Origin of the sequence: Desnuesiella massiliensis, assembly GCF_001403615.1 — a bacterium.
Lineage (GTDB): Bacteria > Bacillota > Clostridia > Clostridiales > Clostridiaceae > Desnuesiella > Desnuesiella massiliensis.
Window position 1 is genome coordinate 637,345 of sequence record NZ_LN879456.1, and the last position, 25,204, is coordinate 662,548.

Genomic DNA, 25,204 nt, shown 5'->3' on the forward strand with positions numbered 1-25,204 from the left:
ATAAGAGAAAAGGAGGTGAAACATCTCTGAATTATTTTCAGGGAGATATAAAAATGAAGAACACTAAAGATTTATTAACCATTTTACCACAGAACATTAGAAGTTTATTAGAAAAACAATCTAAACTAGAAGAGCTTCAAGAAATAAGAATAAAAGTAGACAAGCCTCTAATATTTCAAGTAGGTAGTAAAGAAATAGTGGAGGCTCACATTGCAACTAGGGAAGATCTAAAACACATAATGCAAAGAATAAGCAACTATTCAATTTATGCCTTTGAAGAAGAGATAAAACAAGGATATCTAACCTTTCGTGGAGGGCATAGAATTGGAATTTCAGGAGATTGTGTTTTTCAAGGAGAAAATATTAAGACTATTAAACATATATCTTCCCTTAATATTAGGATAAGTAGAGAATTTATAGGTTGTTCTAATAAGATAATCAATTATATTGTAAATAGCGAAAAAATCAACAATGCAATCATAATTTCCCCTCCCAAGTGTGGCAAGACAACTATAATAAGAGATTTATCTAGAAATATATCTAATGGAATCAATAATAGTGTCAAAGGTAGGAAGGTTTGCGTAATTGATGAAAGAAGTGAAATAGCTGCATGTTATGAAGGGGTTCCACAGCTAGATGTGGGTATTAGAACGGATGTTTATGATAATTGTAAGAAAAGTAATGGGATTATAATGGCAATAAGATCTATGTCTCCTGAAGTTATAATATGTGATGAGATTGGAACAGAGGAAGATATGAAGAGCATATTACACGCAATTAATTCAGGAGTAAATATTATTGCTACCATACATGGATTTGGAATAGATGACCTTAAAAATAAAGTTATATATAAGAATATGATAGACTTTGAACTCTTTGATTTAGCTTTAGTGTTAAGCAATAGAAGGGGAACAGGCACCTTGGAAGGTGTCTATGAATTTAAGTCTGAAAAATATTTATGGAGGCTTTAAATGTTAAGATTATTTGGTCTGTTATTAATATTTATAGCATGTACTCTAACAGGATTCTTTTATGCTGAATCTTTAAGGAAAAGAAGTTTAGAATTAAAGGAATTAGAAAGAACTCTAGTCCAATTAAAAAATGAAATAATGTTTCTACATTCTCCTTTGCCAGAGGCTTTAAAAAAAATAGGGGAAAGAAGCAAAGAACCTTTTAGTCTATTATACATTAGAATTTCATCCTATTTAGAAGAAGGTACCTGTAATAGTGTGTTTGAAGCCACTGTTAAATCTTTAGAGGACTATAAAGATATCCTTTATTTAATTAAAGAAGATATAGAGATAATTAAAGATTTTTCAAAGAATCTTGGAGATTTAGATAGAAATTTTCAAATTAATATTTTTGAGATGACATTAGAAAGAGTTGCAATGCAAATAAAGGATTCAGAAATCACAGCTCAAAATAATATTAAGCTATACAGATACTTAGGTCTTTGTATAGGAGCTCTGGTTGTAATATTTCTTATATAGAAAGGATGGTTATTATGCTTGATATTTCCTTGTTGTTTAAGATAGGCGGAGCAGGTATACTACTTGTGATTTTAGATAAAGTTTTAAAAAGTAGTGGTAAAGATGATATAGCTGCTATCACTAATATAGCAGGAGTAGTGATAATCTTACTGATGGTAATTACTTTAATAAGCAAGCTTTTTGATTCGGTAAAGACTATGTTTCAATTATAGGAGGCATTATGGAGATATTTAAAATTGTATCCTTTGCCTTTATTTCTCTATTTTTAATACTATTTTTTAAGAATAACAGAGAAGATATAGTGGTAAATATTAGTATTATAGCAGGAGTGCTAATTTTCTTATTTATGTTGAATAAGATAAATGCAATATTTGTATTCTTGCAAACCATGGCAGTAAAAGCTAATATAGATACTATTTATTTAAATACAGTTATTAAGATAATAGGCATAGCGTACATTGCCTCCTTCTGTAGTGAAATATGCAAGGATGCTGGAGCTAATAGTATTGCCTCAAAGGTTGAGTTTTCTGGAAAGATACTCATACTATTTTTAGCAATACCTATCTTAATGGCCGTATTAGAAGCTATTTTAAAGATAATGTAGGTGTAAAGCTATGAAAAAATTTATTATTATTCTCCTTTTAATAATAAGTCTGCTGCCAGGTAAATTTGCTATGGCAGAGGAAGTTATAGAAACTAAGGATATTGATGATGGAAAAATTGAGACATTATATAATTACATAACAAATATGAAAGGTGAATTTGAACTATTAAATAATATGAATCCTAAAGATTATGTACAGTATTTCATAAAAAATGGACAAGGTGAATTAAATAAAAGTCAGTTTTATAAAAATATTTTAAATATAGTATTTAAAGAGCTTCTCATATCTTTGAAAATGATGGGAATAGTAGTGGTTATAGCAGTGATATGTGCACTTATGAAAAATTTACAAAGTGCCTTTAATAATGAAAGTTTATCCAATATAGCGTATTTCGCTTGTTATGCTTTACTGATAATTATATTATCCAAAAGTTTTATGATAGGGGTAGATTTAGTAAAATCTACAATAATAGATCTAACAAATTTTATGGCAGCTTTATTGCCAGTATTAATGATGCTTCTAGTTACAGTAGGCGGATTAGCTCAAGCTGCTACTATGGATCCTATAATACTAGCTGCAGTAAATCTAAGTCCCAGAATTTATGTGGACTTAATTATACCACTGATTCTTATGGGATTTATGCTTCAGTTCGCAAGTAATATATCTGAAGACTATAAAATATCAAAATTAACTAAATTAGTTAATCAAATAGTTTTATGGATTCAGGGAATATTAGTTACAGTTTTTATAGGAATTCTTACTATAAGAGGCATGACTACCAATACCCTAGACGCAGTGACAGCTAAAACAGCTAAATTTGCTATAGACAATTTTATTCCTATCGTGGGTAAGGCTCTATCTGATGCGGTGGCTACTGTAGCTGGATATTCTCTTCTCTTAAAAAACGCATTAAGCTCCTTAGGGCTATTTATAATAATTATAATTGTGATAATACCTATTATTAAGGTGTTTATTATGTCCTTGCTGTATAAATTTACAGCAGCTCTACTTGAACCTATTTGTGATGGAAGGATTGTAAATTGTATATCTTCTGTGGGGGAATCTTTAGTTCTAATAATGTCTTGTCTTATAAGTGTGTCTGTGATGTTTTTTATTATGATTTCAATAATGGCTACAGCAGGTAAATTTATTATTGGAGCTTAAAGGGGGACGTGTATTTAATGGTTATGTTAAGACAGTGGGTTATTAATGTATGTATATCAGCATTTTTTATCACCGCTATAGAAATAATTCTTCCAGACAATACATTGAAAAAGTACTCAAAGTTTGTATTAGGTTTAATTTTGATAGTGGTTATATCTAATCCATTATTAAGCCTTTTTTCTAAGGATACTTCAAGTATAAAAGAGGCTATTATAAATAATGCTAATTCTTTAAATAACCTAACGGAAAGTAAAAAATCCGATGAGTATAAGAAAAAGAACATTGAATTGACCTTAAAGAATTTTGAAACAAATATACAAAGTAACTGCTTAGTTATACTAAAATCTAAATTTCCTGAACATGATTTCATTGTACAAGCTAAAGCTTCATATGAGAGCAATAAATACAGTATAAAAAATCTAGATATAGGTGTTAAGGATAAGAGAGTAGAGACTGTAAAAAAAGTGGAGATAAAAACTAATTCAAACAACGAGGATAATAGGACATATGATAAAAGCTATTCTGAAATAGCTCAGTTTTTAAGCAAAGAATTAAATATAAACAAAGAAACCATAACTTTATATAAAATAAATAATAAATAAATTAGGGGGGACTAAAATGAATTTTAAAAAGATTTTTGATCTTTTTAAAAACTCTAAGAATAGTATGTACAATTTAGTAATAATTTTATTACTAGGAGTATTTATAGTAATTGTAACTAGCTTTTTTAATAATGGTACAAAAGCTAGCATCAGTAATGAAAATCATCAAGAAAAGGGGGAGACGCTTAATGATATGAGTAGCTATGAACAAAAGATGAAAAACGAGTTAAAATATGCACTTAGTAAGATAAGGGGTGTAGGTAGTGTAGAGGTAGTTATATATTTTGAAAGTGGAGAAGAACAAGTTCCAGCTGTAGATGTAAATAGGACCTATAGTACTACACAGGAAAAAGATAATTCTGGAGGCAATAGGGTGAATAATCAAACTTCAGATGGAAGTAAGGTGGTAATTACCAATAAGTCTAATGGGAGTGAGCCTTTGATTTTAAAAACATATAAACCTAAAATTACGGGAGTACTAATTGTAGCCCAAGGAGCTGAAGATAAGAAGATTCAATATGAAATAACAAAAGTGGTATCTACTCTTTATAATATACCTCAAAATAAAGTTAATGTATGTTCTATGGAAAGTTAGCATATAATTTATTAGATAATAGATGGGAGGAATTAATATGAACAAAAAACAAGCAGGTATTATTTTAGCATTGCTAGCATTAATAGTGTGTGCTGGTATATTGGCAGCGAAGGTAAATGGCTCTGTGGGAGATGTAGCAGGGGATTTTAACATAGGAAAAAATACCTTTAATAATGGAGATAAGAATACATCAAACAAAACTTCAGATTTTTTTTATGAAGCTAAAAGTATCAGAGAAAAGCAAAGTGCAGATGCTATACAAACATTAAATGATTTAAAAGAAAATAAAAACATATCTCAAACTCAAAGAGATGAAATTGCTAGGCAAGTTGCTACTTTAGCTATGACTGGTGAAAATGAAAGAAAAATAGAGACAGCATTAAAGGGCAAGGGATTCGAAGAGGCTGTATGCTCCATAGAAAGTGGGGAAAAGGCAAGAGTTTTTGTAAAAACTAAGGAAGAGCTAACTGCTAATCAAAGAAAGCAAATCCAAGAAGTGGTTATGAGTGTTGCAAAAATAAAGAATGTAGAGATTGAAAGGAAACAATAGTAATTGTAAATAACAATTTTATTTGTTATAATGTACGTAAGATTAACAAGTTTTGCTATGCAAAAGTAGGAGGTTTTTCTAATGGAAGAAAACAGAAAAGACGAAGTTAATATTGGTATAGTTAAGATATCCGATGAAGTTGTAAGTGTAATTGCAGGAATAGCTGCTGGTGAAATAAAAGGAATCGTAGGCATGAATGCTGGGGTAACTGGCGGTATAACTCAGATATTTACAGGTAAGAAGAGTACTTCAAAGGGTGTAAAGGTCAATGTAGAGGAAGAAAGTGCTTCTATTGATATAATTGTTGCGGTAGAATATGGAGTTAAGATTCCAGAAGTTATTTCTCAAGTTCAAGAGAATGTAAAAAGAGCTGTAGAAAGTATGACTGGATTGAAAGTTTCTGCAATAAATGTTTTTGTTCAAAACATTATAGTTCAAAAGCCTAATTTAAAAAATGAGGAAAAAGAAGCCTAATAAACACCCTCTGATGTCAGAGGGTGTTTATATGTGTATTCCAAAGTTATGAATAAAAGGTATATTTTTTTTATTAAAAAGTTGATAATATATATAATATAGTATAATTTATACTTAAAGATTTTAGGAGGAATATATGAATAGAAAAAAATCGAGAGAAGTGGCCATGGAAATATTATTTCAAAGGTCCATAAATAAAGAAAATGTTGAAGAGACCATTAGAGAGTTTAGAGAGAACACAGAACATGACCTAAAGGACTTAGATTTTAATTATATAAGCAGAATTATTACTGGTGTAGAAGAGAATTTAGAAACCATTGACAATACTATAGAGAAATTTTTACTTAATTGGAAAATGTCAAGGCTATCTAAAGTAGATTTATCTATTCTTAGATTAGCAACCTATGAAATTATTTTTGAAGAGGATATCCCTGAAAAAGTATCTATTAATGAAGCCTTAGAGCTTACAAAGAAATACTCTGAGGAAGGTTCAGTATCTTTTATAAATGGAGTTTTAGATAGAATTTTAAAGAATAGATAGAGGAGGGTTTTTTATGGGAGAAATTATAGCTGGTAAGAGGATTGCAATGAACTTAAGAGAAGAAATAAAAAGATTTACGGAGAATAGAAAAAGTAAGGGATTAAGTGTGCCTTGTCTAGCAACAATTATTGTTGGAGAGGATCCTGGATCTTTATATTATGTGAATAATCAGAGCAAATTATGCCAAGAATTAGGAATAGAGACAAAAGTAATAAAACTGCCTCAGGATATTTCTGAAAAGCTATTAATTAATCAAATTGAAGATTTAAATGAAAATAATGATATTCATGGCATAATGATACAGCTACCACTTCCAAAGCACCTTAATGAAATTAATATAACCTCTAGAGTAAATTATAAAAAAGATGTTGACGGATTAACTGATATTAATAATGGTAAATTCTATAAAGGTGAGAAATGCTTTATACCCTGTACTCCCAATAGTGTAGTGCATCTTATAAGAAATACAGGTGCATCTATTGAAGGAAAAAATGTAGTGGTCTTAGGAAGAAGCAATATTGTAGGTAAACCTGCTGCACAATTGCTATTAAATGAGAATGCCACAGTAACAATTTGTCATTCTAAAACTCAAAATTTAAAATCTGTTTGTAAAAATGCGGATATATTAGTTGTAGCTATAGGTAAACCTAAATTTGTAACTAAGGATTATGTTAAAGAAGGTGCTATAGTCATTGATGTTGGAACATCCTCCTTAGATGGGAAAATATGTGGAGACGTATGTTTTGATGAAGTCATTGATGTAGCATCCCATGTAACACCTGTACCTGGAGGAGTAGGTGCAATGACTACTACCTTATTATTAAAAAATGTATGTGAGGCTTTAGTAAATAATGAATATTAAAAGTTTTACAGTTTCATCTTTAAATAATTATATAAAAAGAAGTTTTGACAATGATTTTATATTAAGCAATGTGTACGTAAAAGGAGAATTATCTAACTTTAAAAAACATAGCAGTGGTCATGCCTATTTTTCCTTAAAAGATGAGTTTTCTAAAATTAATTGTGTGATGTTTAGTGAAGAGGTTAAAAGACTTAAATTTCATCCTAAGGATGGGGATGGTGTTGAAATCAAAGGGAGAATAAGCCTGTACCTAAAAGAAGGAAGCTATCAGCTTTATTGCAATGAAATGAATTTGCAAGGGCTAGGAGAAGTATATTTGTCTTTTTTGAAACTAAAAGATAAATTAGAAAAATTAGGATTATTCAATGAAATCAATAAGAAGCCTTTACCTAAATATCCTAAAAAGGTAGGAATAATTACTTCGCCTACTGGAGCTGCCCTTAGGGATATTCTTAATGTAACTAGAAGAAGAAATAAGTTGACAAATATACTAATTTGCCCTGCTTTAGTTCAAGGACAAGAAGCAGCTAAAAGTATGGTTAAAGGTATAAGGAAGCTAAATGCAATAAAAGATGTAGAGGCTATAATACTAGCAAGGGGCGGTGGCTCTTTTGAGGAATTAAACGTATTTAATGATGAAGAACTAGCCTATGCTATTTTTGAATCTAAAATTCCAATAATATCAGGTATTGGGCATGAAACTGATTTCACTATAGCTGATTTTGTTAGTGATTTTAGAGCACCTACGCCTTCTGCTGCAGCAGAAATTCTTATTCCAAAGTTAGAAGATATATTGCTTTATGTAGAAAGCTATAAAAGTAAGTTAGATAATAGCTTGAAATTTCAGTTATATTCTAGCAAAACAAAAGTTGAAGCCTTAAGAAAAACATTAGAGTATTATAACCCTAAAGAGTATATTAGCAATCAGTATAATCATATAAATATGCTAATTAATAGATGTTCTAACATTACTGAAGGGAAAATAAAAAAGGAAATGGATAGGATATCCTCTCTTAACCAAATATTAAATTCTTTCAATCCTTTAAACATTTTAAATAAAGGTTATTCTATGATAACTGATAGCGATGATTTCATTATAGATTCTGTTGAAACTTTAAAAAATTGTAAGGATATAAAGATCACAATGAAAGATGGTACTGTAGATGCTAAATTAATAGTTAAATAGGAGTGACAATATGCCTAAAAAAAGCGAAAGCTATGAAGAAGTTTTATCTAAATTAGAAAGTATAGTCCATACCATGGAGAACACACCAATGGCTTTACAGGATTCATTAAAAGCTTATGAAGATGGAGTAAAACTATGCAATAAGCTTTATACTATTTTAAATGAAGCAGAAAGTAAAGTTAAAATTTTAAATGAAAATATAGAAGAAGATTTTAAGGAGTAATTTTATGAAGCTTATGGAATTGAAAAGTGAAATTGACTTGTGGTTAAATAATTATTTCGAAGCTAAGAATGGCTACCATAAAATTATATATGAAGCAATGAATTATAGCTTAAGCATTGGTGGAAAGAGAATTCGACCTATACTAGCTTTACTCTGTTATAGTCTGTATAAACCTGATTATGAAAAAATTATGCCCATTGCTGGAGCCGTAGAAATGATACATACCTATTCTCTAATTCATGATGATTTGCCCTCCATGGATAATGATGATTTAAGAAGGGGGAAGCCCACAAATCATAGAGTCTATGGAGAAGCTTTAGCAATTCTAGCAGGAGACGGACTTCTAAACGAAGCTATGAATGTTTTATTTAATTTTTGTACAGAACATCATCATGCTATAAGTGCCTGTAAACTAATAAGTAATAGTGCAGGAGCTGAAGGTATGATAGCTGGTCAAGTAGTTGATATAATTAATGAAGGTAAGTTAATATCAGAAGAAGAACTTAGCTATATGCACAGAAATAAAACTGGCGCTTTGATAAAAGCTTCCATTCTTTCTGGGGCTATTTTGGGCGAAGCCTCGGAAAAACATATAGAAATATTAGGCTCTTTTGGCGATAAATTAGGGCTTGCTTTTCAAGTAAAAGATGATTTGTTAGATGTACTAGGGGACTCCGCTTTATTAGGAAAGACAATAAAAAAAGATATGAATCATAATAAAACCACTTATGTAAGCTTATATGGATTAGAGAAATGTGAAGATATATGCAAAGCACTTACAGAACAGTGCCTATTAGAGTTAAAAAAATTAGATAAAGATACTGAGCTCCTTGAAAATTTGACATTAAATCTCCTAGAAAGAAATAATTAGATAAAAGGGGATAGGTAGTAATGTATAAACTTTTAGATAAATATAGTAATCCTAAAGATATTAAAAAAATGAGTTTTGATGAATTGGACGAGTTGAGTAAAGAAATAAGAGATTTTTTGATTGAAAATGTATCAAGAACTGGAGGTCATTTGGCTTCTAACTTAGGTGTAGTAGAACTAACCTTAAGCTTATATAAAGTTTTTGATTTAGACATAGATAAACTTGTTTGGGATGTTGGTCATCAAGCCTATATACATAAAATACTTACTGGAAGAAAAGATAAGTTTAATAGCTTAAGACAGTATAACGGACTTAGCGGATTTCCTAAAAGATGTGAGAGCAAGTATGATACTTTTGAAACCGGTCATAGTAGCACTTCTATTTCTGCTGCATTAGGAATAGCAAGAGCTAGAGATATAAAAAAGGAACAATTTAATGTAATACCTATAATAGGGGATGGAGCCTTAACAGGAGGCATGGCTTTTGAAGCATTAAATGATGTGGGATTTAGAAAAACTAAAATGATAATTATTCTAAACGATAATCAAATGTCCATAGCAAATAATGTAGGAGGCTTATCTACATATTTAAGCAAATTAAGATTAGATCCTAGCTATAATAAATTAAAAAATGATTTTAATTCTACTATGACTAAGACAGCATTAGGTAAGGGGCTTGTAAACTCTATAAATAAACTTAAGGATAGTATCAAACAATTTATAGTACCAGGAATGCTCTTTGAGGAAATGGGAATAAAATATTTAGGTCCAATAGATGGCCATGATATTAGAGAACTAAGCAAGGTATTATCTATGGCTAAAAATATAGATGGTCCTGTGCTTATTCATGCTATGACTCAAAAAGGAAGAGGGTATAATTTTGCTGAAAAAAATCCAAATAAGTTCCATGGGATAGGCCCTTTCAATTGCGATAATGGTGAGATATGCATAACCTCGGAGGAAACTTATTCTAAAGCTTTTGGAGAAGAACTCATAAAAATAGCTGAAAAAAATGAAAAAGTAGTGGCTGTTACTGCCGCCATGCCTGATGGAACAGGATTAAGAAAGTTTTCTCAGGTTTATCCAGAGAGATTTTTCGATGTGGGTATAGCGGAACAGCATGCAGTTACTTTTTCAGCGGGGCTAGCTAATGAAGGTCTGAACCCCGTATTTGCGGTGTACTCTACTTTCTTGCAAAGAGCCTACGATCAAGTACTTCACGATGTGTGCATTCAAAACCTTCCCGTTATTTTTGCTATAGATAGAGCTGGTATTGTAGGAGAAGATGGAGAAACCCATCAAGGAGTTTTTGATCTATCTTATTTGAATCATATACCCAATATTACCGTAATTGCACCTAAATGTATAGATGAATTAAGGATCATGTTAAATTGGGCTGTAGATCAAAAATTTCCTATAGCTATTAGATATCCTAGAGGTGGTGACTATAAAAGCATTAATATTAAAGCTTTGTCTAAAATAGATTATGGCAAATGGGAGATAATGGATGAAGGCGGAAAAATAGCAGTAATTGCTACAGGCAAGATGGTTCAGCATGCGTTAATAGCTAAGGAGCAGTTGAAAGTCTTAGGATTAGATATAACTGTTGTTAATGCTTGCTTTATAAAGCCTCTAGATTATGAAGCTTTAGATTATTTGGCTAAAAACAAATATGATATAATAACCTTAGAAGATAATGTAGTAACTGGAGGATTGGGTTCTGCTGTTAATAATTACTTTAGTAATAAAAATATTGATGTAAGAATAAATATATTAGGCTTTAAGGATGAATTTATTACTCATGGTGATTTAGGAACCTTATATAAATTATATAAATTAGATGCTGATAGCATAGTTGAATTTATTAAGACTATGTATTAAATTGAATGTCTGAGGAGAGTTAAATGAAGGAAGCTAAAGAGAGATTAGATATATTACTGACCAATAAAGGATTTTTTGAATCAAGAGAAAAAGCTAAGGCTAACATTATGTCAGGTAATGTTTTTGTAGATGGTTTTAGAATTGATAAATGTGGAGAACAAGTTAAAGTAGATGCTTTAATTGAAATAAAAGGAGAGACTATGCCTTACGTAAGCAGAGGCGGTCTCAAGCTAGAAAAAGCTATAAGGGAATTTAAAATTAATTTAAATGAAAAAAAATGTTTTGATATAGGTGCCTCTACTGGAGGATTTACAGATTGTATGTTACAAAATGGAGCTGAAAAGGTGGTCGCAATAGATGTCGGATATGGCCAATTTGCTTGGAAATTAAGAACTGATCCTAGAGTAATCTGCTTAGAGAGGACCAATGTAAGATATGTAAAAAAAGAGGATTTCGATTTCCAAGGAGACTTTGCTAGTATTGATGTATCCTTTATATCTTTAGAAAAGGTTATTCCACCTGTATTAAATTTACTTAATGAAAATGGCGAAGTAATAGCACTCATAAAGCCTCAATTTGAAGCCGGTAAAGAGAAAGTTGGAAAAAAGGGAGTTGTGAGGGATAAGAAAGTGCATTATGAGGTAATAAGCAATGTGGTTAATCTCCTTAGAACCTTAAATGTTAAAATAAAAGACCTTAATTATTCTCCAATTAAAGGTCCTGAGGGTAATATTGAATTTCTAATTTATTTTACTAAAAATGAAAATGCAGTAGAAAATTTGGAAGAAAATAAAATTTGTGATATAGTGGAGTTAGCGCATAACAGTTTATAAATTTTTTCAAAGGAGCTGTAAAATTTTTTATTATGAAAAATATAGGCTTAAATATAAATTCATCTAAGGATCCAAATAATAATGTATTAAATAAAATTACAGAAACCTTAAATCATTGTATAAAGGATGGAAACATTCATATATTTAAGGATTCCATAGGCTTAAGCGATGAAAAGGTAAAAAATTTAGACTTAATAATATCATTAGGTGGCGATGGTACTATTTTAAGTACTGCTAGATCAGTTTCAAGATACAAAGTACCTATTTTAGGAGTAAACATAGGAAATCTTGGATTTCTAACCAGTGTGGAAATCTCAGAATTTAAAGCAGCTATAAATTCAATTTTACAAGGGGATTTTTTTATTGAAGAAAGAATCATGCTGGAATGTACTATGGGCTTAAACGATTCTGATAAATTAATTTGCCTTAATGATATTGTTATAGCTAAGGATACCTTATCAAGAATTGTAAGATATGATGTAACAGTAGATGGAAATTTTTGCACATCATTTACAGGAGACGGTATAATAATATCAACACCTACAGGTTCCACTGCTTATTCCTTGTCTGCTGGAGGGCCTATTATTTATCCTAATTTAAGCTTAATATCTATAACACCAATTTGTCCACATACTCAAGGAATTAGAACTATGATTTTAAATTCATCAAGTAAAATTGGAATAACAGTAAAAAATTTAAAAGAAAATGTTTATCTTACAGCTGATGGTCAAGAGTCAGTGCCAATTAATAAGGATAATAATGAAGTTCAAATTTATTGTTCTCAAAATTCATGCAGAATAGTTAAACTTAATAACTATGATTATTTCGATATTTTAAGAAAGAAAATTATGTGGAGAACTAGAGAATGTGTAGGTGATTTAGAATGAAATCAAAACGTCATAATAAAATTTTGGAAATAATTTCTACAAAAGATATTGAAACTCAAGAAGAGCTTGCGGATGAGTTAAAATTAAGTGGTTTTGACGTAACACAAGCTACTGTATCAAGAGATATAAAGATATTAAAGCTCATAAAGGTATTATCCTCTAGCGGTAAATATAAATATGTAGCTATTAATGCTCAGCAAAATGAAATAGCTGATAAATTGGTTAACATATTTTCAAATACTGTAATTCATGTAGAAAATGTAGATAAATTTGTAATACTTAAAACTATTACTGGTTCAGCCTCGGCGGCGGCTGAAGCTTTGGACTCATTAAATTTAATGGAAGTAGCTGGAACTATCGCTGGAGACAATACAATATTTATAGTAGTTAGATCTACTGAGAAAGCGGAAGAATTAGTAGACAAAATTAAAAGAATGATTAATAAACATTAATTTATTAGTAAGGTGGTAGAGTAATGCTTCTACAAATAAATATAAATAATTTTGCATTAATTGAGAAATTATCCATAGACTTTACTAAAGGATTTAACGTTTTATCCGGAGAAACCGGAGCTGGTAAATCTATTTTAATTGATGCAATTAATTTTGTTTTAGGAGAAAAATTCAATAAAGATTTTATTAGAACAGGAGAGGAAAAAACTTCCGTAGAAGCTATTTTTTTTATTGAGAATAGTAAAACTAAAATACTATTAGAAGAATTAGATATTGAATTTGAAGATATACTAATAATAACTAGAGAGACTTTTTATAATGGTAAAAGTATAGTTAAAGTTAATGGAAAATCTATTTTGATTTCAACCTTAAAGCAAATATCAAAAACATTAATAGATATTCATGGTCAACATGAAAATCAAAATCTACTAGATAGCAGTAATCATATTTTTTATCTAGATAGTTTTGGAGAAAATAATATAAGAAATGTAAAGCTAGAGTATATTGAATTATACAAAAAATACAATGAAATAATTGCGAAGATCGATAAGCTTAAGGGAAATAAAGATATCGATAAAGTAGCAGATTATTTAGTATTTCAAATTAAGGATATAGATTCAGCAAAGCTAAAAATTGGAGAAGACTTAGAATTAGAAAAAAGTTATAGTATATTGTCTAATGCTGAAAAAATAAGTAATAGTTTAAATAATTCTTTTAATTATTTATATTCTACAGGAGATACTTCCAATGCTTTTGATATGATAGGCAACGCAGTTAAAGAATTAAGGATAGCTGAAAAACATATAGATAAGATAAAAACACTATCTTCATCTTTAGAGGAAATGTATTTTTCTCTTGAAGAAATAATTCGCGAATTAAGGGATCTTAAAGAAACTGTAGTATATAATGAAGTTGAACTAGAGAAAGTAAATAATAGAATTTATGAAATAAGCCAGTATAAGAAAAAATATGGAAAGACTATCGAAGATATTTTAGGATATAAAGCTTCTTTAGAAAATAAATATGAAGAACTTGTAAATTCAGAAAAAATTATTAATGATTTAAATAATGAAAAGAAAGAAACTGAATTACAGCTTAATACTAAAGCTGAAGAATTACACAAGATAAGAAAAGAAATTTCAGAGGTGCTTATCAACGCTATAGAGTCTGAATTAAAATATGTAGGGCTTGAAAAGAGCAGATTTCATATTGAGTTAGGCAAGGAAGAAAGTTTTAATATAAATGGTAAGGATAAAGTTCAATTTTTAATTTCAACTAATCCTGGTGAACCTTTAAAACCGCTAGAAAAGGTTGTATCTGGTGGGGAACTTTCTAGAATAATGCTCTCTTTAAAGACCGTTTTTATAGATAAGGATGAAATTCCTATTGTAATATTCGATGAAATCGATACAGGTATAAGTGGAAGAATAGCTCAGTGCGTTGCAGAAAAAATGTTTTTAATATCCACTAAACATCAAGTTTTTTGCGTAACTCATTTGCCGCAGATAGCATCCATGTCAGATACTCATTATCTAGTGTACAAACAAATTATAGATGATAAAACCTATACGAATTTATGTAGACTATCTATTGAAGAAAAGGTTAAAGAGATTGCTAAAATGATTGCTAGCTCTGATGTAACTAATGTAACTATTGAAAATGCCAAAGAGCTAATAGAAATAGCTCAAAGTAAAAAAAATAATTTAATTAATACATAATTTTTACCAATATAGAGAAAATAAAACCATAAGTTTTGATACTTATGGTTTTTTTGTGCTTATATTTATTTTTTATCTTTATCATCTTTAAAATTTAATATCTTTAAAATTATCATAATTTAACAATTAAAATAATCTATTAACTACAATAACAGCTTTACTATAGCATAAATAAAATTGAAAGAGGGAAATTTAAAGATAAAGAATTAAAAAGGAGGAGTAAACATGCAAAAGAAGAAGCTATTTAGACTAGGTTGTATTTTAACTCCTATTTTAATAATATTCCTTAATTTTTATATAAATTTTAATAAAATACCTAGTATTATATTTGTAAAAGAGAATGCTTTATATAACACAGATAAAATAATAAAAGTTGGGAACCTGTATACTTCTTCCATAAACAGAAATAATAACTCTAATAGAATTGATCTTAAGTTTCTTGGTTTATTTCCTGTTAAATCTGTTTCTGTAAGAGCTGTACCTGATATGGAAGTATACCCAGGTGGTACTAGTATTGGAGTAAAATTATCAACAAAAGGTGTATTAGTAGTAGCCTTTTCAGATGTGGAAGCAAGAGATGGCAAATTACCTAGTCCAGCAGCGCAAAGCGGCGTAAATATTGGAGACTCTATATTAAAAGTAAATAATGTAAGTATTGAAAGTGCAGAGCAGTTAGTTAAGTTAATTAATGAAAGTGAAGGAAAAGAAATAGAGCTAGTTATTAGTAGAAAAGGTCAGATAATAAATAAAAAGATTACTCCCGTGAAGCATTCTAATGAGAGTAAATATAAGATTGGATTATGGGTAAGAGATTCAACAGCTGGAGTTGGAACTTTAACTTTCTATGATGCTAAAAGTAAAATTTTTGGAGCTTTAGGCCATCCTATAACGGATGTAGATACAGGTACATTACTAAGTGTCAGTAAAGGAAATATTGTAAAGTCATCTATAGTAAATATACGAAAAGGCGAAAAAGGTAATCCTGGAGAGCTTAAAGGTATCTTTATAGAAGAGAATAGAAATATTGGAAGTATATCAAATAATACTGAATGCGGTATTTTTGGAGAATCAAAAGAAAACTTAGCAAATAGTATTTACTCTAAACCTATTAAGATTGCATTAAGAAATGAAATAAAAGAAGGACCAGCAAAAATAATTACAACCATAGATGAAGATGGTCCTAAATTATATAATATAGAAATACAGAAACTGTTACAGCAAGAATCTCCTGGACCTAAAAGCATGCTAATAAAAATAACTGATCCTGTTCTTTTAGATAAAACCGGTGGAATAGTTCAGGGCATGAGTGGTAGCCCAATAATACAAAATGGAAAATTGGTAGGTGCAGTTACTCATGTACTAATAAATAAGCCTGATACAGGATATGGAATATATATTGAATGGATGATAAAAGATTCCAATATACTTTCAAAATAAAAAAATTAATGGTATAGATAGTAATTTGGTAATATTTTACTACCTATATCATTATTTACATAAAAAAAATAATAAGAAAAATTTAAAAGTAGAAGGAATTATTATAGTTTTGTCGAATTACTTAGTTGTTAAGAAATGGAATATAATATTAAAGGGGAGAATATATATGGAAGATTCTAAAATAACGGTTCTAATTGCTGATGATAACAAAGAATTTTGTAACATACTAAACGATTATCTACTAAATCAAAGGGATATTGTTGTAACAGGTATAGCAAAAGATGGAGTAGAAGCTCTAAAATTAATAGAAGAGAGAAAGCCTGATTTAGTTGTATTAGATATAATAATGCCTCATTTAGACGGGCTAGGAGTTTTAGAAAGACTAAATACTATGAATTTAAATCCTATGCCAAGAATAATTGTATTATCTGCAGTTGGACAAGACAAGATAACTCAAAGAGCTATCACTTTAGGTGCTGATTATTATGTAGTAAAACCTTTTGATATGGATGTATTCACTAAGAGAATCAGACAAATGTTCAATAATACTATTTCTAGCGATGATACAAGAAAAACTATTTCTTTAATAGATACTACTGAAATTAAAATCAACAAAAAAGAACCTTTAGATTTGGAGGCAGAAATTACTAATATAATTCATGAAATAGGAGTTCCAGCTCATATAAAAGGATATATGTATTTAAGAGAAGCAATTACTATGGTAGTTAATGATATGGAGCTGTTGTCTGCTGTTACAAAGGAATTATATCCATCAATAGCTAAAAAATATAATACTACTGCTAGCAGAGTAGAAAGAGCTATTAGACATGCTATTGAAGTAGCTTGGGGTAGAGGTCAAGTAGAAGCTATAAACAAATTATTTGGCTATACTATTCATAATGATAAGGGCAAGCCAACAAATAGTGAATTCATAGCAATGGTAGCTGATAAGTTAAGACTTAAAAATAAGGTAAGTTAAGCTAGATATATCAACGGGTTAAGATGTGTATATACACCTAACCTATATCCAACTGATAACTTTTCAAACCAACTTATATGTTAAAATTAAAAAACACTTTCTGTATCAGAATTTACTAATTTTGGTACGGAGGTGTTTTTATTTTGCCTAGAATTAAAAAAAATCTTATGACATTAAAGGATGCTTTAGGAGCGTTTATGATTAACTGTACTAATAAAGATTTAACTAAAAAAACATTAAATAGCTATGAGAGTACATTAAAATTATTTTTTAAGTATTTAGAAGAAGAATTTAACATTAAAGAAATTGAAATGGTAGAGGAAAAACATATAAAAGGGTATTTAGACTTTACCAAGGAAAGAGGAAAATATTCTTTTATAGCAAGTGCAGAAAGCATTGATATAAATAAACCTAATAATCGTTTAGACTTTGGAAAAGAAGTTAGCATTGCAACTATAAATAATTATTTAAGGAATATAAAAGTATTTTTTAATTTTGCTCTTGAAGATAAATACATTAAGGCTAATCCAGCAATGCGTATAAAACAATTTAAGGCTACCCGTAGACCAAAAGAGAATATAACAGATGAAGACTTTAAAAAGCTTATTAAAGTTATAGATACTACTGTTTTTTTCGGACATAGAGATTATGTGATTATTCATTTACTAATGGACACTGGTATGAGAATTGGTGAAACATTGGCATTAAAAGAGAAGGATGTAATATTAGATAAAAGAGCTATATTTATAAGTGCAGATATATATAAGGGACGAAAAGATAGGTATGTTTTTTATTTTGTTACAATGCAAAAGATTTTACAGAGGTGATGGATTATAAAGAAAGATATTTAAGTACAGATTTACTATTTCCATCCACAAAAGGAAATAAATTAGAAGTAACCAATATAGAAAAGAATTTAAAAAAATATGTATTAAGAGCAAGATTAAATCCTAATATTTCTTGTCACCATTTCAGGAATAATTCTGGAAAGAGATTTTTAATGGCTGGAGGTAGTATATACTCTATCTCAGGTTTTAGGTCATAGTAGTGTAGAAGTTACTGAAAAAGCATATGCGGATTCACAAGCTTTTTTAAGGACTTTTAGAGAAGTAAATAGTGAAATCTTTATTGATACAATGAATTTTATTCAAGAAAATATGATATAAAAGAGTAGATGACTATGTTAAATAAAATAAAGAATATAAAAAATAAGAGTTTAGATTTAGTTTATTGCATTTCTATAGCCGCTAGTTTTACTGCTTTAACTATAAATGCATATAAAGCAGATGTAAGTGGAGCTTTAGAGAACTTATTTGCTCTTATGGCTATGTTAGTAATATTTAGCTATACAAAAATAGTTAAGCAGCTAGAAGACCAATTAGAATATAAAGATAAAGAAATTGAAGCATTAGAGAGAATACTAGAATTGAATGAAAAAATATTTGGAATTTTTAAAAAGTTTTCTTGAAAAGATAAAAAACGAATAGTTGTTTTGGGTAATTAATGTTTTGATAGGTTTAGTGTTTTGAATTTTTATGATTTGAAAGTTTTAGTGGTGAAAGCTCTCTTTTTAGGGAGTCTTTTATAAATTTATGATTGGGTTTTATTTATGGATGATATATTTGGTTTTTGTAAGTGACTATAGGAATACTATAGTAAAACTATAGAGATATTATAAAATACTTGATAAATATGACTTATAATAATATCATAGAAAAATATTTAACGACTGCCATCATAGCGGGGATTACATACTGCGATGGCAAGCAGTTCCCATCCTAGAACGCACTTGGTTAGTACCAGGTGCTTTTTATATAAGAGTAAGATAACAGTAAAGAGCAGATTATCTCTGCTCTTTGTTTTATATTATCTCCACCATGGTCTATGCATCCACCAAGGAAAGAAAACAGGATGGAAGAAATGGCGACGTCTACGTCTGCGTCTACGTCTGCGAGGAGGACGCCTGTAATCATCAAAATAATCGTCGTAGTCATCAAAATAATCATCAAAATCGTCATAGTCATCGTCGTCAAAATCTTCGAAATAAGGGTAACGCATGAAAGGACTAAAACCAAAATCATGATGATAGTGATCATCATGGTGGTGGTGTTTGTTACGATCATCAATAACATCGTCGTTAATATCTAGCTTGTCGTTTCTATAATACATTACATACCTCCGGGCAATTTATCTACAATATTAAAATATGCAGTAACTTAAAGAAAGGTGAAAGTATCTTTAAAAGTATTTAATTTATAAAAGGCGGTGAGAATATGCTAAGTATTTATAGCTCTTATATATGCTGCTCTTGTACAAAAGAATTTGTTGCGTTAACAGAAGATATACAATCTATGGATAGAAATAGATATTTAGTATGTCCTTACTGTAGTAGTCAAAAGATTAGAAAGCAACATATGGCAGATAACTTAAAGGAATGTATGCAGGAGAGAAGCTATAGGAGAGTAAATGGCGCCTTACGTCAAAAGTAGTTATCCACAAAACTATGTAAATGTAATTCTATATTATAATTAATTTATATTTATATAGTGAGGTGGTTATATGCGTAAAAAACATTCAAAATACTATGATGGAATAAAAGATAATTTAAGAGAACTGTTCAAGGAGCTTTATTTACTTTTTTAGGTTTCTTTATTGGAGCTTTTGCTGAAGAATTTTTAGATACTAAAGCATTTCGTGAATTTATCATGTTAATTTCATTTTCTGCACTACTATTAATTGCTACTATTTATTTCATTTATATTAGTTCTAAACATGAGATAGGAAAGAATATTGACCGAGGTTTTTATGAAATGTGTCTTAATTTATTAATAGCAGTTGAATCAGGAGATTTATAAAGTCTTAAGGGTCTTTAATAAGGCTCTTTTTTATTTTTTTATGAAGGTCAGAGAAAGGCAAAGTAGATGTAAAGCTGTAATGAAAGGAAGTGAGACAAATGGCTTTAAATGATAGGCAAATGAAGGTTATAGAATTATATGCTCAAGGGACTCCAATCACGGGCTTTGCTAAGATTTGCGGAGTTAGTAGGCAAACTATATATACGGATTTAGATAATAAGGATGTTAAGACTGGCGTGGACAAATGCTTAACTGAAATGAAAAATCAAGCTGAAAAGAAGTTAACTCAATCAGTTGACGTTTTGATTGATGAAATAAAAAAACTAGCTCTTACAAGTAAATCGGAGAAGATAAGAAGTGAGAATCTGCAATATTTATTGAATAGAATATACGGTACTCCAACTAGTAAAATAAAAGATGTCACTGAAGATCAACGAGAAGAAGATAAATTTGATTTAGATGAGAGTGTTCTAGGATTTGATAATATAATTAAACTGGATAAAAAAGCACAATAAGTGTATAAAATTTTGATTTTATAATTCATTTAGGGTATACTCCTAAAGGTGTATGGGTGGAAAGTCAGTATTTGGGAAAAGGAAAATGTGAAGGGCTTAGAGGAAGGTTAGGGGATTTGTTTTGGAGTATTAAGGAAGAATAAATTTTGGTTTCTTCAAAGTGAGGAAGGCATATATTTTATTTAAATCGCATTCAGTGATTGAGTTTACATTTGTTTATAATTTATTCATATGAAGGAGGGTCGAAAATGACCTTCCTTTTTGGTTGCGTATAGTGCACAACTTTAAATGTTCAATATGGACAATTTAAAAATAGGTGGCGATATTGTATGCTTTTAATCAGTATTATTATTTTTAAGAGGATTTTTACTATAAGTGTTGAATAGATTTTATAGAAGTAATAGTTAGATAAAATGAAGTTAACAATATTCATGAATTGGGGAGGACTTTTCTCATGCGAGGATTAATTTTGTATGGTGCAAACTGCACTCTTGATGTCTGGGATACACTGAAATGTGAATTAACAGTACATAATGTTACATTTGTAGAATATCCACATAATATTACAGAGAAAGCAAACAATGTTTCAGATATTACTAATTGGATATATGCAACTTATGGAAATGAGAAGTTCGATTTTATTCTCGGACATAGTATGGGAGGAATTATTGGATTAGAATTGGTTGCAGGTTTCAAGTTAAGATGTGACAAAATAATTCTTATCGAGTCCAATTTGAAACCTGCAAATAACTTTTACCGAAACTTGATGCTTCCTTCAAATATGGAACAGTATGGTGGAAAAATCATTTCTATGATAAAGGGAGAGGCAAGACACTATAATGATAGTTTAAAAAAGGCATTGCAAGAGGAGTTTGATTATACAGATTATATTAGGAAAATAAACTCTAAAGTTTATGGGATATATGGAGATAGAGGGCAAAAATGCTATGCCAATAGAATTAGTGATTTGTGTCTTGATGATGATATTGTTGCAAAAATAGACTTTAGATTCGTTGAAAATTCCTGCCATATGCCAATGGTTGAAAATCATGAAGCATTAGCAGGTATCATAGAGAGTATTTTAGCCGAATGATAAATATTGTTAATATTATCTTTATTAATTTAAGTCAAATTATTATTAAAAGGTAGCTTAGGGAGAAATACTTTAGGGATCTACTTTCTTTTTTTATTCTTCTAAAAATCTTTTGTTCAACTTAATAATTTTCATCCCTAGGAATGCAATTAATGAAGTATAAATTATTGAGCTGTTTACAATAGCTACACAAAGTAATTTTATAATTTCCATTAACTTGGTTTCCAATGCAATCACCTCGTTAATATTTTTGACATATTAATGCAAATTATACTTAATTTTTCCTGGATTGTATGATATTATATTAATGTATTACATACTTTAGGAGGGATTATATGAAAAAAAGATTTTTCAAATTACTTACTTCATTACTATTAGTATTTTCTATGTTATTACCAACAGTAGCAAAGGCCGATATAACAGATGCTAAGAATTATATAGCTCAAGCTACCCATCAGAAGTCTTTTTATTATTACAATAAAGCTTATGAGGAGATTATGAAACTACAGGATGGTAATGAAAAGAATATTCTTTTAGGACAACTAGCAGCTATAACAAATGATATATGGACGGAAGATATTAAAAGTATTAACGCAGAAATGGAGCTACTTGCTAAAACAGGAAGTGGGAAAATTTATGACCAAATACAGGTTCAAATTAATAATGCTAAAATTAATGAAATAGATAAGTCTTATTTTTTAGGTGAAGTGACTTCATGGGGAAGGAACCTTGTGTTTACAGAAGATTATAATGGAGCTGTAGGTGATATAATTTACTTATATGTATATCTTGATACAGCAGAATCAGTAGATGAAAATCTGAAAGAAGCAATTAAATTTGCAGAAGGGTCTATTACTAAAATAAAAAATGATTACAGTAGAGTATATTTACACGATGAATTAAACAAATTTAAAAAGCATATCGGTATGCCTATCTCTGATAAGATGCCTGAATATGCAGGAGATGAAGAAAAGATCGTTACGATAGATAATCCGTTACCTAAGCAAAATTCTACTATAAATATAACAGTAAAAGGCAAGGCTGGATCTACTGTAAATTTATTGTTTCATTATAAACCAACCTCTACACATTATACTGGAACAATTGATAACACCGGCAAAGTTACTATTCCAGTAGATATAGTAAGAGCGACAATAGGGTATATAGTAAAGGTTGATGTAACTATATCATATAATGGTACAACAACAAGCGAAGAAACATCTTTTATACCAGTAGAATAAAAATAACCTCGGATTACTCGAGGTCACTGAAAAATAACTTCTTTTTTCAGTCAATCTTGAAATTCAACCAGAAAAAAGCATGAAATATCCCAATTATTGAATATTTCATGCTTTATCTTTTTATATCAAAGTATAAGAAGCCTTATTTCATGTTTTTAACTTAATGATTCTCTTTAGATTGACTATAAAGATTGATAATGCACCTTGCATTTGCATACCAATTAAGCCTGACGATGTAGCTACATCATAGCCATGCTGATATTTAAGTTCGCTATTTTTAGCTTCGATCATATAACGCTCTTTAGCACGTTTTTTAAAATATTCACTTTTTTCAAATTCTATATGCTCCTTGTGAATATCTGATTTAATGCTTATAGAATAAGTTTTTGTTTTAGAACCTTCTTTATAACAGCCATTCCTTTTATCGCAGTTTTTGCATTTCTCTACATCAAAATAGTAAGTTATCACTTGATTTTGACCAAGATTTTTCTTTCCTTGCTTTGCTTTTCTTAAAGCCATGTGTCCTGATGGACATACAAATAAACCTGCATCTTTATTAAACTCAAACTCATCTTCTTTTTTTCTATTTCCTTGTGAAATCACAGGGTTAAGTTTTGAAATTAATGCAATTTCATTTTTTTTAGCATATTCTAAATTCTTCTTCTCTGAATAAGCTGTGTCTCCAATAACTTCTTTAACATCTATACCTGCTTCTTGACTTTTTTCTATTAAGGTTATCAATTCTTTTCCATCACTCTTTTCGCCAGTAGTAATTACAGCGGCAGTGATTAAACGCTCTTCAGTCATTGCAATGTGTGATTTGTAACCAAAGAAAGAGCTATCTTCAGTTTTATGGCCTATTTTTGCATCCTTATCTTTTGATAATTTTAAATTTTCCAAATCGTCATTAACAGCTTCAGTTAGATAATTTAATTTAGTTTTTACAGTTGGATTTGCTGCAAGTTCCGGCTTAGCATTTATGCTGTCTACCAATAATCTGCAGTACTCTAAAATGTCTTCTATTATTCCTGTTGTTACTTTTGTTGGCAATTCTTCTTTAATCTCTGGTTTTACACAATACAATGTTTTACGTAAGTTTTTTGCACGTTCTAATAATTCTTCTTGTGCTGACTTTTGGTTATAGCGTGATTTTGTATGCGTAGCATCAACTATTATTGCTTTACTTTTTAAAATACCCTCTTTTATAGCTATTTCTACTGTTTTATTGATTAAAATATCTAATAAATTCATATCTTTAAGACGAAGTTTTCTAAATTTTGTCAATGTGCTTGGGTCAATTAAATTAGTTTCCTCAGGAGCTAAATTTAGAAAATATTTAAAAGACATATCATAAAGTGTTCTTTCAACAACATCTTCATCTGATAATTCATAAATAACTTTTAAAAGCAAATATTTAAATAGCATGATTGGATCAATAGCGCCTCTGCCCATTGATAGACTATAGTTCATCATTAACTCATCATAAACAAATGTAAAATCAACGAGATCATTGATTTGCCTTAAAATATTATCTTTAGGTATTATTAATGAATATAAATTATGGCATTTGTTAACTTCTATTTCTAACTGTCCTTTTAGCATAATAGTTTCGCTCCTTATATTTTTATCCTATTATACCTATTCGACGTAACTTTCTAAAATCCTTTTTGTCTTTATAATTAAGCCGAAAAAAATCGTCATCTTTATTCTGATGACGACTTTTCATAGAGTTTTTCAGTGGCCTCGATTACTCCGGGGTTTTATTATATTCATGTAGGAATCTATATTTGATATATAATCTGACTATGCTATTAAGATGATAAATAATAGTGAAAAGTCCATAGTGATTAAGGGGATGATGAACTGGCTGCACCTTAATTCAAATTTGCTATATTTTCTTGAATACAAGATTTGTAGGAATTGAAAAAGCAATAAACTATATAAAAAGCGTCAGAAAATGTGGTCAATTGCAAAGCAATAATATATTAACTTATAAAAAATAACCAATAGACTTTCTTCATTTATAGAAAATGGAGAGAGTCTACTTATTTATGAAAAAATTAGATTTTATGATTGATGAATTTATAGTTTATTATGAATCAAAAAAATTTATTTAAAAAACTACGATGAGTTATGAGCAAACTTTAAGAT

The 25,204-nt window shown here is 29.5% G+C and carries 30 protein-coding genes; 28 read left to right on the forward strand and 2 right to left on the reverse strand.

Annotation, left to right across the window (positions count from 1 at the left end; translation table 11 throughout):
- Positions 1-53: 53 nt before the first annotated feature.
- The 24 genes from spoIIIAA (at position 54) to BN2665_RS13895 (ending at position 18,817) form a co-directional block, all read left to right on the forward strand.
- Positions 54-971 carry a stage III sporulation protein AA gene (spoIIIAA, locus tag BN2665_RS13785; protein ID WP_195892699.1) on the forward strand — a complete coding sequence of 306 codons (918 nt, stop codon included), beginning with the start codon at positions 54-56 and terminating at the stop codon, positions 969-971.
- Positions 972-1,490 (forward strand): stage III sporulation protein SpoIIIAB, encoded by a 519-nt coding sequence (gene spoIIIAB, locus BN2665_RS13790; RefSeq protein ID WP_055667681.1) that lies wholly within the window; start codon positions 972-974, stop codon positions 1,488-1,490. It begins immediately after the preceding gene.
- Positions 1,491-1,504: 14 nt separating this feature from the next.
- Positions 1,505-1,702: a stage III sporulation protein AC gene (gene spoIIIAC, locus BN2665_RS13795; protein ID WP_055667682.1), complete on the forward strand. Its 198-nt coding sequence runs from the start codon at positions 1,505-1,507 to the stop codon at positions 1,700-1,702.
- A gap of 8 nt (positions 1,703-1,710) precedes the next feature.
- Entirely contained in the window at positions 1,711-2,094 is a 384-nt protein-coding gene (gene spoIIIAD / locus BN2665_RS13800) for a stage III sporulation protein AD (RefSeq protein ID WP_055667683.1), read from the forward strand.
- A 10-nt stretch (positions 2,095-2,104) separates the two neighbouring features.
- Positions 2,105-3,259 carry a stage III sporulation protein AE gene (gene spoIIIAE, locus BN2665_RS13805; RefSeq protein ID WP_055667684.1) on the forward strand — a complete coding sequence of 385 codons (1,155 nt, stop codon included), beginning with the start codon at positions 2,105-2,107 and terminating at the stop codon, positions 3,257-3,259.
- Positions 3,260-3,276: 17 nt separating this feature from the next.
- Complete coding sequence (spoIIIAF, locus tag BN2665_RS13810; protein WP_055667685.1) at positions 3,277-3,861, forward strand: stage III sporulation protein AF; 585 nt, start codon at positions 3,277-3,279, stop codon at positions 3,859-3,861.
- 16 nt (positions 3,862-3,877) lie between these two features.
- A complete protein-coding gene (spoIIIAG, locus tag BN2665_RS13815; protein ID WP_055667686.1) occupies positions 3,878-4,456 on the forward strand; it encodes a stage III sporulation protein AG in 579 nt (192 codons plus the stop codon).
- Between the two features lie 37 nt (positions 4,457-4,493).
- The gene (locus BN2665_RS13820; RefSeq protein WP_055667687.1) at positions 4,494-5,006 is read left to right on the forward strand and encodes a SpoIIIAH-like family protein; all 513 of its coding nucleotides are present in this window, start codon (positions 4,494-4,496) and stop codon (positions 5,004-5,006) included.
- Positions 5,007-5,087: 81 nt separating this feature from the next.
- The gene (locus BN2665_RS13825) at positions 5,088-5,480 is read left to right on the forward strand and encodes an Asp23/Gls24 family envelope stress response protein (RefSeq protein ID WP_055667688.1); all 393 of its coding nucleotides are present in this window, start codon (positions 5,088-5,090) and stop codon (positions 5,478-5,480) included.
- Positions 5,481-5,616: 136 nt separating this feature from the next.
- The gene (gene nusB, locus BN2665_RS13830) at positions 5,617-6,021 is read left to right on the forward strand and encodes a transcription antitermination factor NusB (RefSeq protein ID WP_055667689.1); all 405 of its coding nucleotides are present in this window, start codon (positions 5,617-5,619) and stop codon (positions 6,019-6,021) included.
- 13 nt (positions 6,022-6,034) lie between these two features.
- Entirely contained in the window at positions 6,035-6,883 is an 849-nt protein-coding gene (locus BN2665_RS13835; protein ID WP_055667690.1) for a bifunctional 5,10-methylenetetrahydrofolate dehydrogenase/5,10-methenyltetrahydrofolate cyclohydrolase, read from the forward strand.
- A complete protein-coding gene (xseA, locus tag BN2665_RS13840) occupies positions 6,873-8,069 on the forward strand; it encodes an exodeoxyribonuclease VII large subunit (RefSeq protein ID WP_055667691.1) in 1,197 nt (398 codons plus the stop codon). Before BN2665_RS13835 ends, xseA begins: the two co-directional genes overlap by 11 nt.
- Positions 8,070-8,079: 10 nt before the next feature.
- Positions 8,080-8,292: an exodeoxyribonuclease VII small subunit gene (locus BN2665_RS13845; protein ID WP_055667692.1), complete on the forward strand. Its 213-nt coding sequence runs from the start codon at positions 8,080-8,082 to the stop codon at positions 8,290-8,292.
- 4 nt (positions 8,293-8,296) lie between these two features.
- Positions 8,297-9,163, forward strand: a complete 867-nt coding sequence (locus BN2665_RS13850) for a polyprenyl synthetase family protein (RefSeq protein ID WP_055667693.1) — start codon at positions 8,297-8,299, stop codon at positions 9,161-9,163.
- 20 nt (positions 9,164-9,183) lie between these two features.
- Positions 9,184-11,043, forward strand: coding sequence for a 1-deoxy-D-xylulose-5-phosphate synthase (gene dxs, locus BN2665_RS13855; RefSeq protein WP_055667694.1), 1,860 nt, complete (start codon positions 9,184-9,186; stop codon positions 11,041-11,043).
- A gap of 23 nt (positions 11,044-11,066) precedes the next feature.
- On the forward strand, positions 11,067-11,876 hold the full coding sequence (locus tag BN2665_RS13860) for a TlyA family RNA methyltransferase (protein ID WP_055667695.1): 810 nt from the start codon (positions 11,067-11,069) through the stop codon (positions 11,874-11,876).
- 32 nt (positions 11,877-11,908) lie between these two features.
- On the forward strand, positions 11,909-12,763 hold the full coding sequence (locus BN2665_RS13865) for an NAD(+)/NADH kinase (protein ID WP_055667696.1): 855 nt from the start codon (positions 11,909-11,911) through the stop codon (positions 12,761-12,763).
- The gene (locus BN2665_RS13870; RefSeq protein WP_055667697.1) at positions 12,760-13,215 is read left to right on the forward strand and encodes an arginine repressor; all 456 of its coding nucleotides are present in this window, start codon (positions 12,760-12,762) and stop codon (positions 13,213-13,215) included. The genes BN2665_RS13865 and BN2665_RS13870 overlap by 4 nt, the downstream gene beginning before the upstream one ends.
- Before the next feature lie 23 nt (positions 13,216-13,238).
- Positions 13,239-14,933, forward strand: a complete 1,695-nt coding sequence (gene recN / locus BN2665_RS13875; RefSeq protein WP_055667698.1) for a DNA repair protein RecN — start codon at positions 13,239-13,241, stop codon at positions 14,931-14,933.
- Positions 14,934-15,158: 225 nt separating this feature from the next.
- Complete coding sequence (spoIVB, locus tag BN2665_RS13880) at positions 15,159-16,370, forward strand: SpoIVB peptidase (RefSeq protein WP_055667699.1); 1,212 nt, start codon at positions 15,159-15,161, stop codon at positions 16,368-16,370.
- Positions 16,371-16,536: 166 nt separating this feature from the next.
- Positions 16,537-17,349 (forward strand): sporulation transcription factor Spo0A, encoded by an 813-nt coding sequence (gene spo0A, locus BN2665_RS13885; RefSeq protein ID WP_055667700.1) that lies wholly within the window; start codon positions 16,537-16,539, stop codon positions 17,347-17,349.
- Positions 17,350-17,492: 143 nt separating this feature from the next.
- Complete coding sequence (locus BN2665_RS13890) at positions 17,493-18,176, forward strand: tyrosine-type recombinase/integrase (protein WP_242865951.1); 684 nt, start codon at positions 17,493-17,495, stop codon at positions 18,174-18,176.
- Positions 18,176-18,394, forward strand: coding sequence for a site-specific integrase (locus BN2665_RS27590; protein ID WP_242865952.1), 219 nt, complete (start codon positions 18,176-18,178; stop codon positions 18,392-18,394). Before BN2665_RS13890 ends, BN2665_RS27590 begins: the two co-directional genes overlap by 1 nt.
- A 135-nt stretch (positions 18,395-18,529) precedes the next feature.
- Entirely contained in the window at positions 18,530-18,817 is a 288-nt protein-coding gene (locus tag BN2665_RS13895) for a hypothetical protein (protein WP_055667701.1), read from the forward strand.
- A gap of 398 nt (positions 18,818-19,215) precedes the next feature.
- On the opposite strand, the gene BN2665_RS13900 is transcribed toward BN2665_RS13895, so the two are convergent.
- Positions 19,216-19,518, reverse strand: a complete 303-nt coding sequence (locus BN2665_RS13900; protein WP_055667702.1) for a hypothetical protein — start codon at positions 19,516-19,518, stop codon at positions 19,216-19,218.
- Positions 19,519-19,622: 104 nt separating this feature from the next.
- Here BN2665_RS13900 and BN2665_RS13905 point away from each other — a divergent pair, with 104 nt between their 5' ends.
- The 4 genes from BN2665_RS13905 to BN2665_RS13920 all read left to right on the forward strand — a co-directional run bounded on the left by BN2665_RS13905 (position 19,623) and on the right by BN2665_RS13920 (position 23,053).
- The gene (locus BN2665_RS13905; protein WP_055667703.1) at positions 19,623-19,838 is read left to right on the forward strand and encodes an FmdB family zinc ribbon protein; all 216 of its coding nucleotides are present in this window, start codon (positions 19,623-19,625) and stop codon (positions 19,836-19,838) included.
- Positions 19,839-20,302: 464 nt separating this feature from the next.
- A complete protein-coding gene (locus BN2665_RS13910) occupies positions 20,303-20,719 on the forward strand; it encodes a helix-turn-helix domain-containing protein (protein WP_055667704.1) in 417 nt (138 codons plus the stop codon).
- A gap of 454 nt (positions 20,720-21,173) precedes the next feature.
- Positions 21,174-21,812: an alpha/beta fold hydrolase gene (locus BN2665_RS13915; protein WP_055667705.1), complete on the forward strand. Its 639-nt coding sequence runs from the start codon at positions 21,174-21,176 to the stop codon at positions 21,810-21,812.
- A 335-nt stretch (positions 21,813-22,147) separates the two neighbouring features.
- Entirely contained in the window at positions 22,148-23,053 is a 906-nt protein-coding gene (locus BN2665_RS13920; RefSeq protein ID WP_055667706.1) for a hypothetical protein, read from the forward strand.
- Between the two features lie 147 nt (positions 23,054-23,200).
- Here BN2665_RS13920 and BN2665_RS13925 read toward each other — a convergent pair whose 3' ends face one another.
- Positions 23,201-24,655 (reverse strand): IS1182 family transposase, encoded by a 1,455-nt coding sequence (locus BN2665_RS13925; protein WP_055667707.1) that lies wholly within the window; start codon positions 24,653-24,655, stop codon positions 23,201-23,203.
- Positions 24,656-25,204: the final 549 nt, after the last annotated feature.

Excerpts from the sequence above, each read along its gene's own strand:
- BN2665_RS13920 (WP_055667706.1), top strand. The coding sequence starts at position 22,148 with ATGAAAAAAAGATTTTTCAAATTACTTACTTCATTACTATTAGTATTT.
- spo0A (WP_055667700.1), top strand. The coding sequence starts at position 16,537 with ATGGAAGATTCTAAAATAACGGTTCTAATTGCTGATGATAACAAAGAA.
- BN2665_RS13925 (WP_055667707.1), bottom strand. The coding sequence starts at position 24,655 with ATGCTAAAAGGACAGTTAGAAATAGAAGTTAACAAATGCCATAATTTA.
- spoIIIAB (WP_055667681.1), top strand. The coding sequence starts at position 972 with ATGTTAAGATTATTTGGTCTGTTATTAATATTTATAGCATGTACTCTA.
- BN2665_RS13900 (WP_055667702.1), bottom strand. The coding sequence starts at position 19,518 with ATGTATTATAGAAACGACAAGCTAGATATTAACGACGATGTTATTGAT.
- spoIVB (WP_055667699.1), top strand. The coding sequence starts at position 15,159 with ATGCAAAAGAAGAAGCTATTTAGACTAGGTTGTATTTTAACTCCTATT.
- BN2665_RS13825 (WP_055667688.1), top strand. The coding sequence starts at position 5,088 with ATGGAAGAAAACAGAAAAGACGAAGTTAATATTGGTATAGTTAAGATA.
- BN2665_RS13850 (WP_055667693.1), top strand. The coding sequence starts at position 8,297 with ATGAAGCTTATGGAATTGAAAAGTGAAATTGACTTGTGGTTAAATAAT.
- spoIIIAF (WP_055667685.1), top strand. The coding sequence starts at position 3,277 with ATGGTTATGTTAAGACAGTGGGTTATTAATGTATGTATATCAGCATTT.
- spoIIIAC (WP_055667682.1), top strand. The coding sequence starts at position 1,505 with ATGCTTGATATTTCCTTGTTGTTTAAGATAGGCGGAGCAGGTATACTA.
- BN2665_RS13835 (WP_055667690.1), top strand. The coding sequence starts at position 6,035 with ATGGGAGAAATTATAGCTGGTAAGAGGATTGCAATGAACTTAAGAGAA.
- recN (WP_055667698.1), top strand. The coding sequence starts at position 13,239 with ATGCTTCTACAAATAAATATAAATAATTTTGCATTAATTGAGAAATTA.
- BN2665_RS13865 (WP_055667696.1), top strand. The coding sequence starts at position 11,909 with ATGAAAAATATAGGCTTAAATATAAATTCATCTAAGGATCCAAATAAT.
- BN2665_RS13915 (WP_055667705.1), top strand. The coding sequence starts at position 21,174 with ATGCGAGGATTAATTTTGTATGGTGCAAACTGCACTCTTGATGTCTGG.
- BN2665_RS13895 (WP_055667701.1), top strand. The coding sequence starts at position 18,530 with ATGTTAAATAAAATAAAGAATATAAAAAATAAGAGTTTAGATTTAGTT.
- xseA (WP_055667691.1), top strand. The coding sequence starts at position 6,873 with ATGAATATTAAAAGTTTTACAGTTTCATCTTTAAATAATTATATAAAA.
- spoIIIAA (WP_195892699.1), top strand. The coding sequence starts at position 54 with ATGAAGAACACTAAAGATTTATTAACCATTTTACCACAGAACATTAGA.
- BN2665_RS13870 (WP_055667697.1), top strand. The coding sequence starts at position 12,760 with ATGAAATCAAAACGTCATAATAAAATTTTGGAAATAATTTCTACAAAA.
- BN2665_RS13820 (WP_055667687.1), top strand. The coding sequence starts at position 4,494 with ATGAACAAAAAACAAGCAGGTATTATTTTAGCATTGCTAGCATTAATA.
- BN2665_RS13860 (WP_055667695.1), top strand. The coding sequence starts at position 11,067 with ATGAAGGAAGCTAAAGAGAGATTAGATATATTACTGACCAATAAAGGA.
- BN2665_RS13905 (WP_055667703.1), top strand. The coding sequence starts at position 19,623 with ATGCTAAGTATTTATAGCTCTTATATATGCTGCTCTTGTACAAAAGAA.
- BN2665_RS13910 (WP_055667704.1), top strand. The coding sequence starts at position 20,303 with ATGGCTTTAAATGATAGGCAAATGAAGGTTATAGAATTATATGCTCAA.
- BN2665_RS27590 (WP_242865952.1), top strand. The coding sequence starts at position 18,176 with ATGGATTATAAAGAAAGATATTTAAGTACAGATTTACTATTTCCATCC.
- dxs (WP_055667694.1), top strand. The coding sequence starts at position 9,184 with ATGTATAAACTTTTAGATAAATATAGTAATCCTAAAGATATTAAAAAA.
- BN2665_RS13845 (WP_055667692.1), top strand. The coding sequence starts at position 8,080 with ATGCCTAAAAAAAGCGAAAGCTATGAAGAAGTTTTATCTAAATTAGAA.
- spoIIIAD (WP_055667683.1), top strand. The coding sequence starts at position 1,711 with ATGGAGATATTTAAAATTGTATCCTTTGCCTTTATTTCTCTATTTTTA.
- nusB (WP_055667689.1), top strand. The coding sequence starts at position 5,617 with ATGAATAGAAAAAAATCGAGAGAAGTGGCCATGGAAATATTATTTCAA.
- spoIIIAG (WP_055667686.1), top strand. The coding sequence starts at position 3,878 with ATGAATTTTAAAAAGATTTTTGATCTTTTTAAAAACTCTAAGAATAGT.
- spoIIIAE (WP_055667684.1), top strand. The coding sequence starts at position 2,105 with ATGAAAAAATTTATTATTATTCTCCTTTTAATAATAAGTCTGCTGCCA.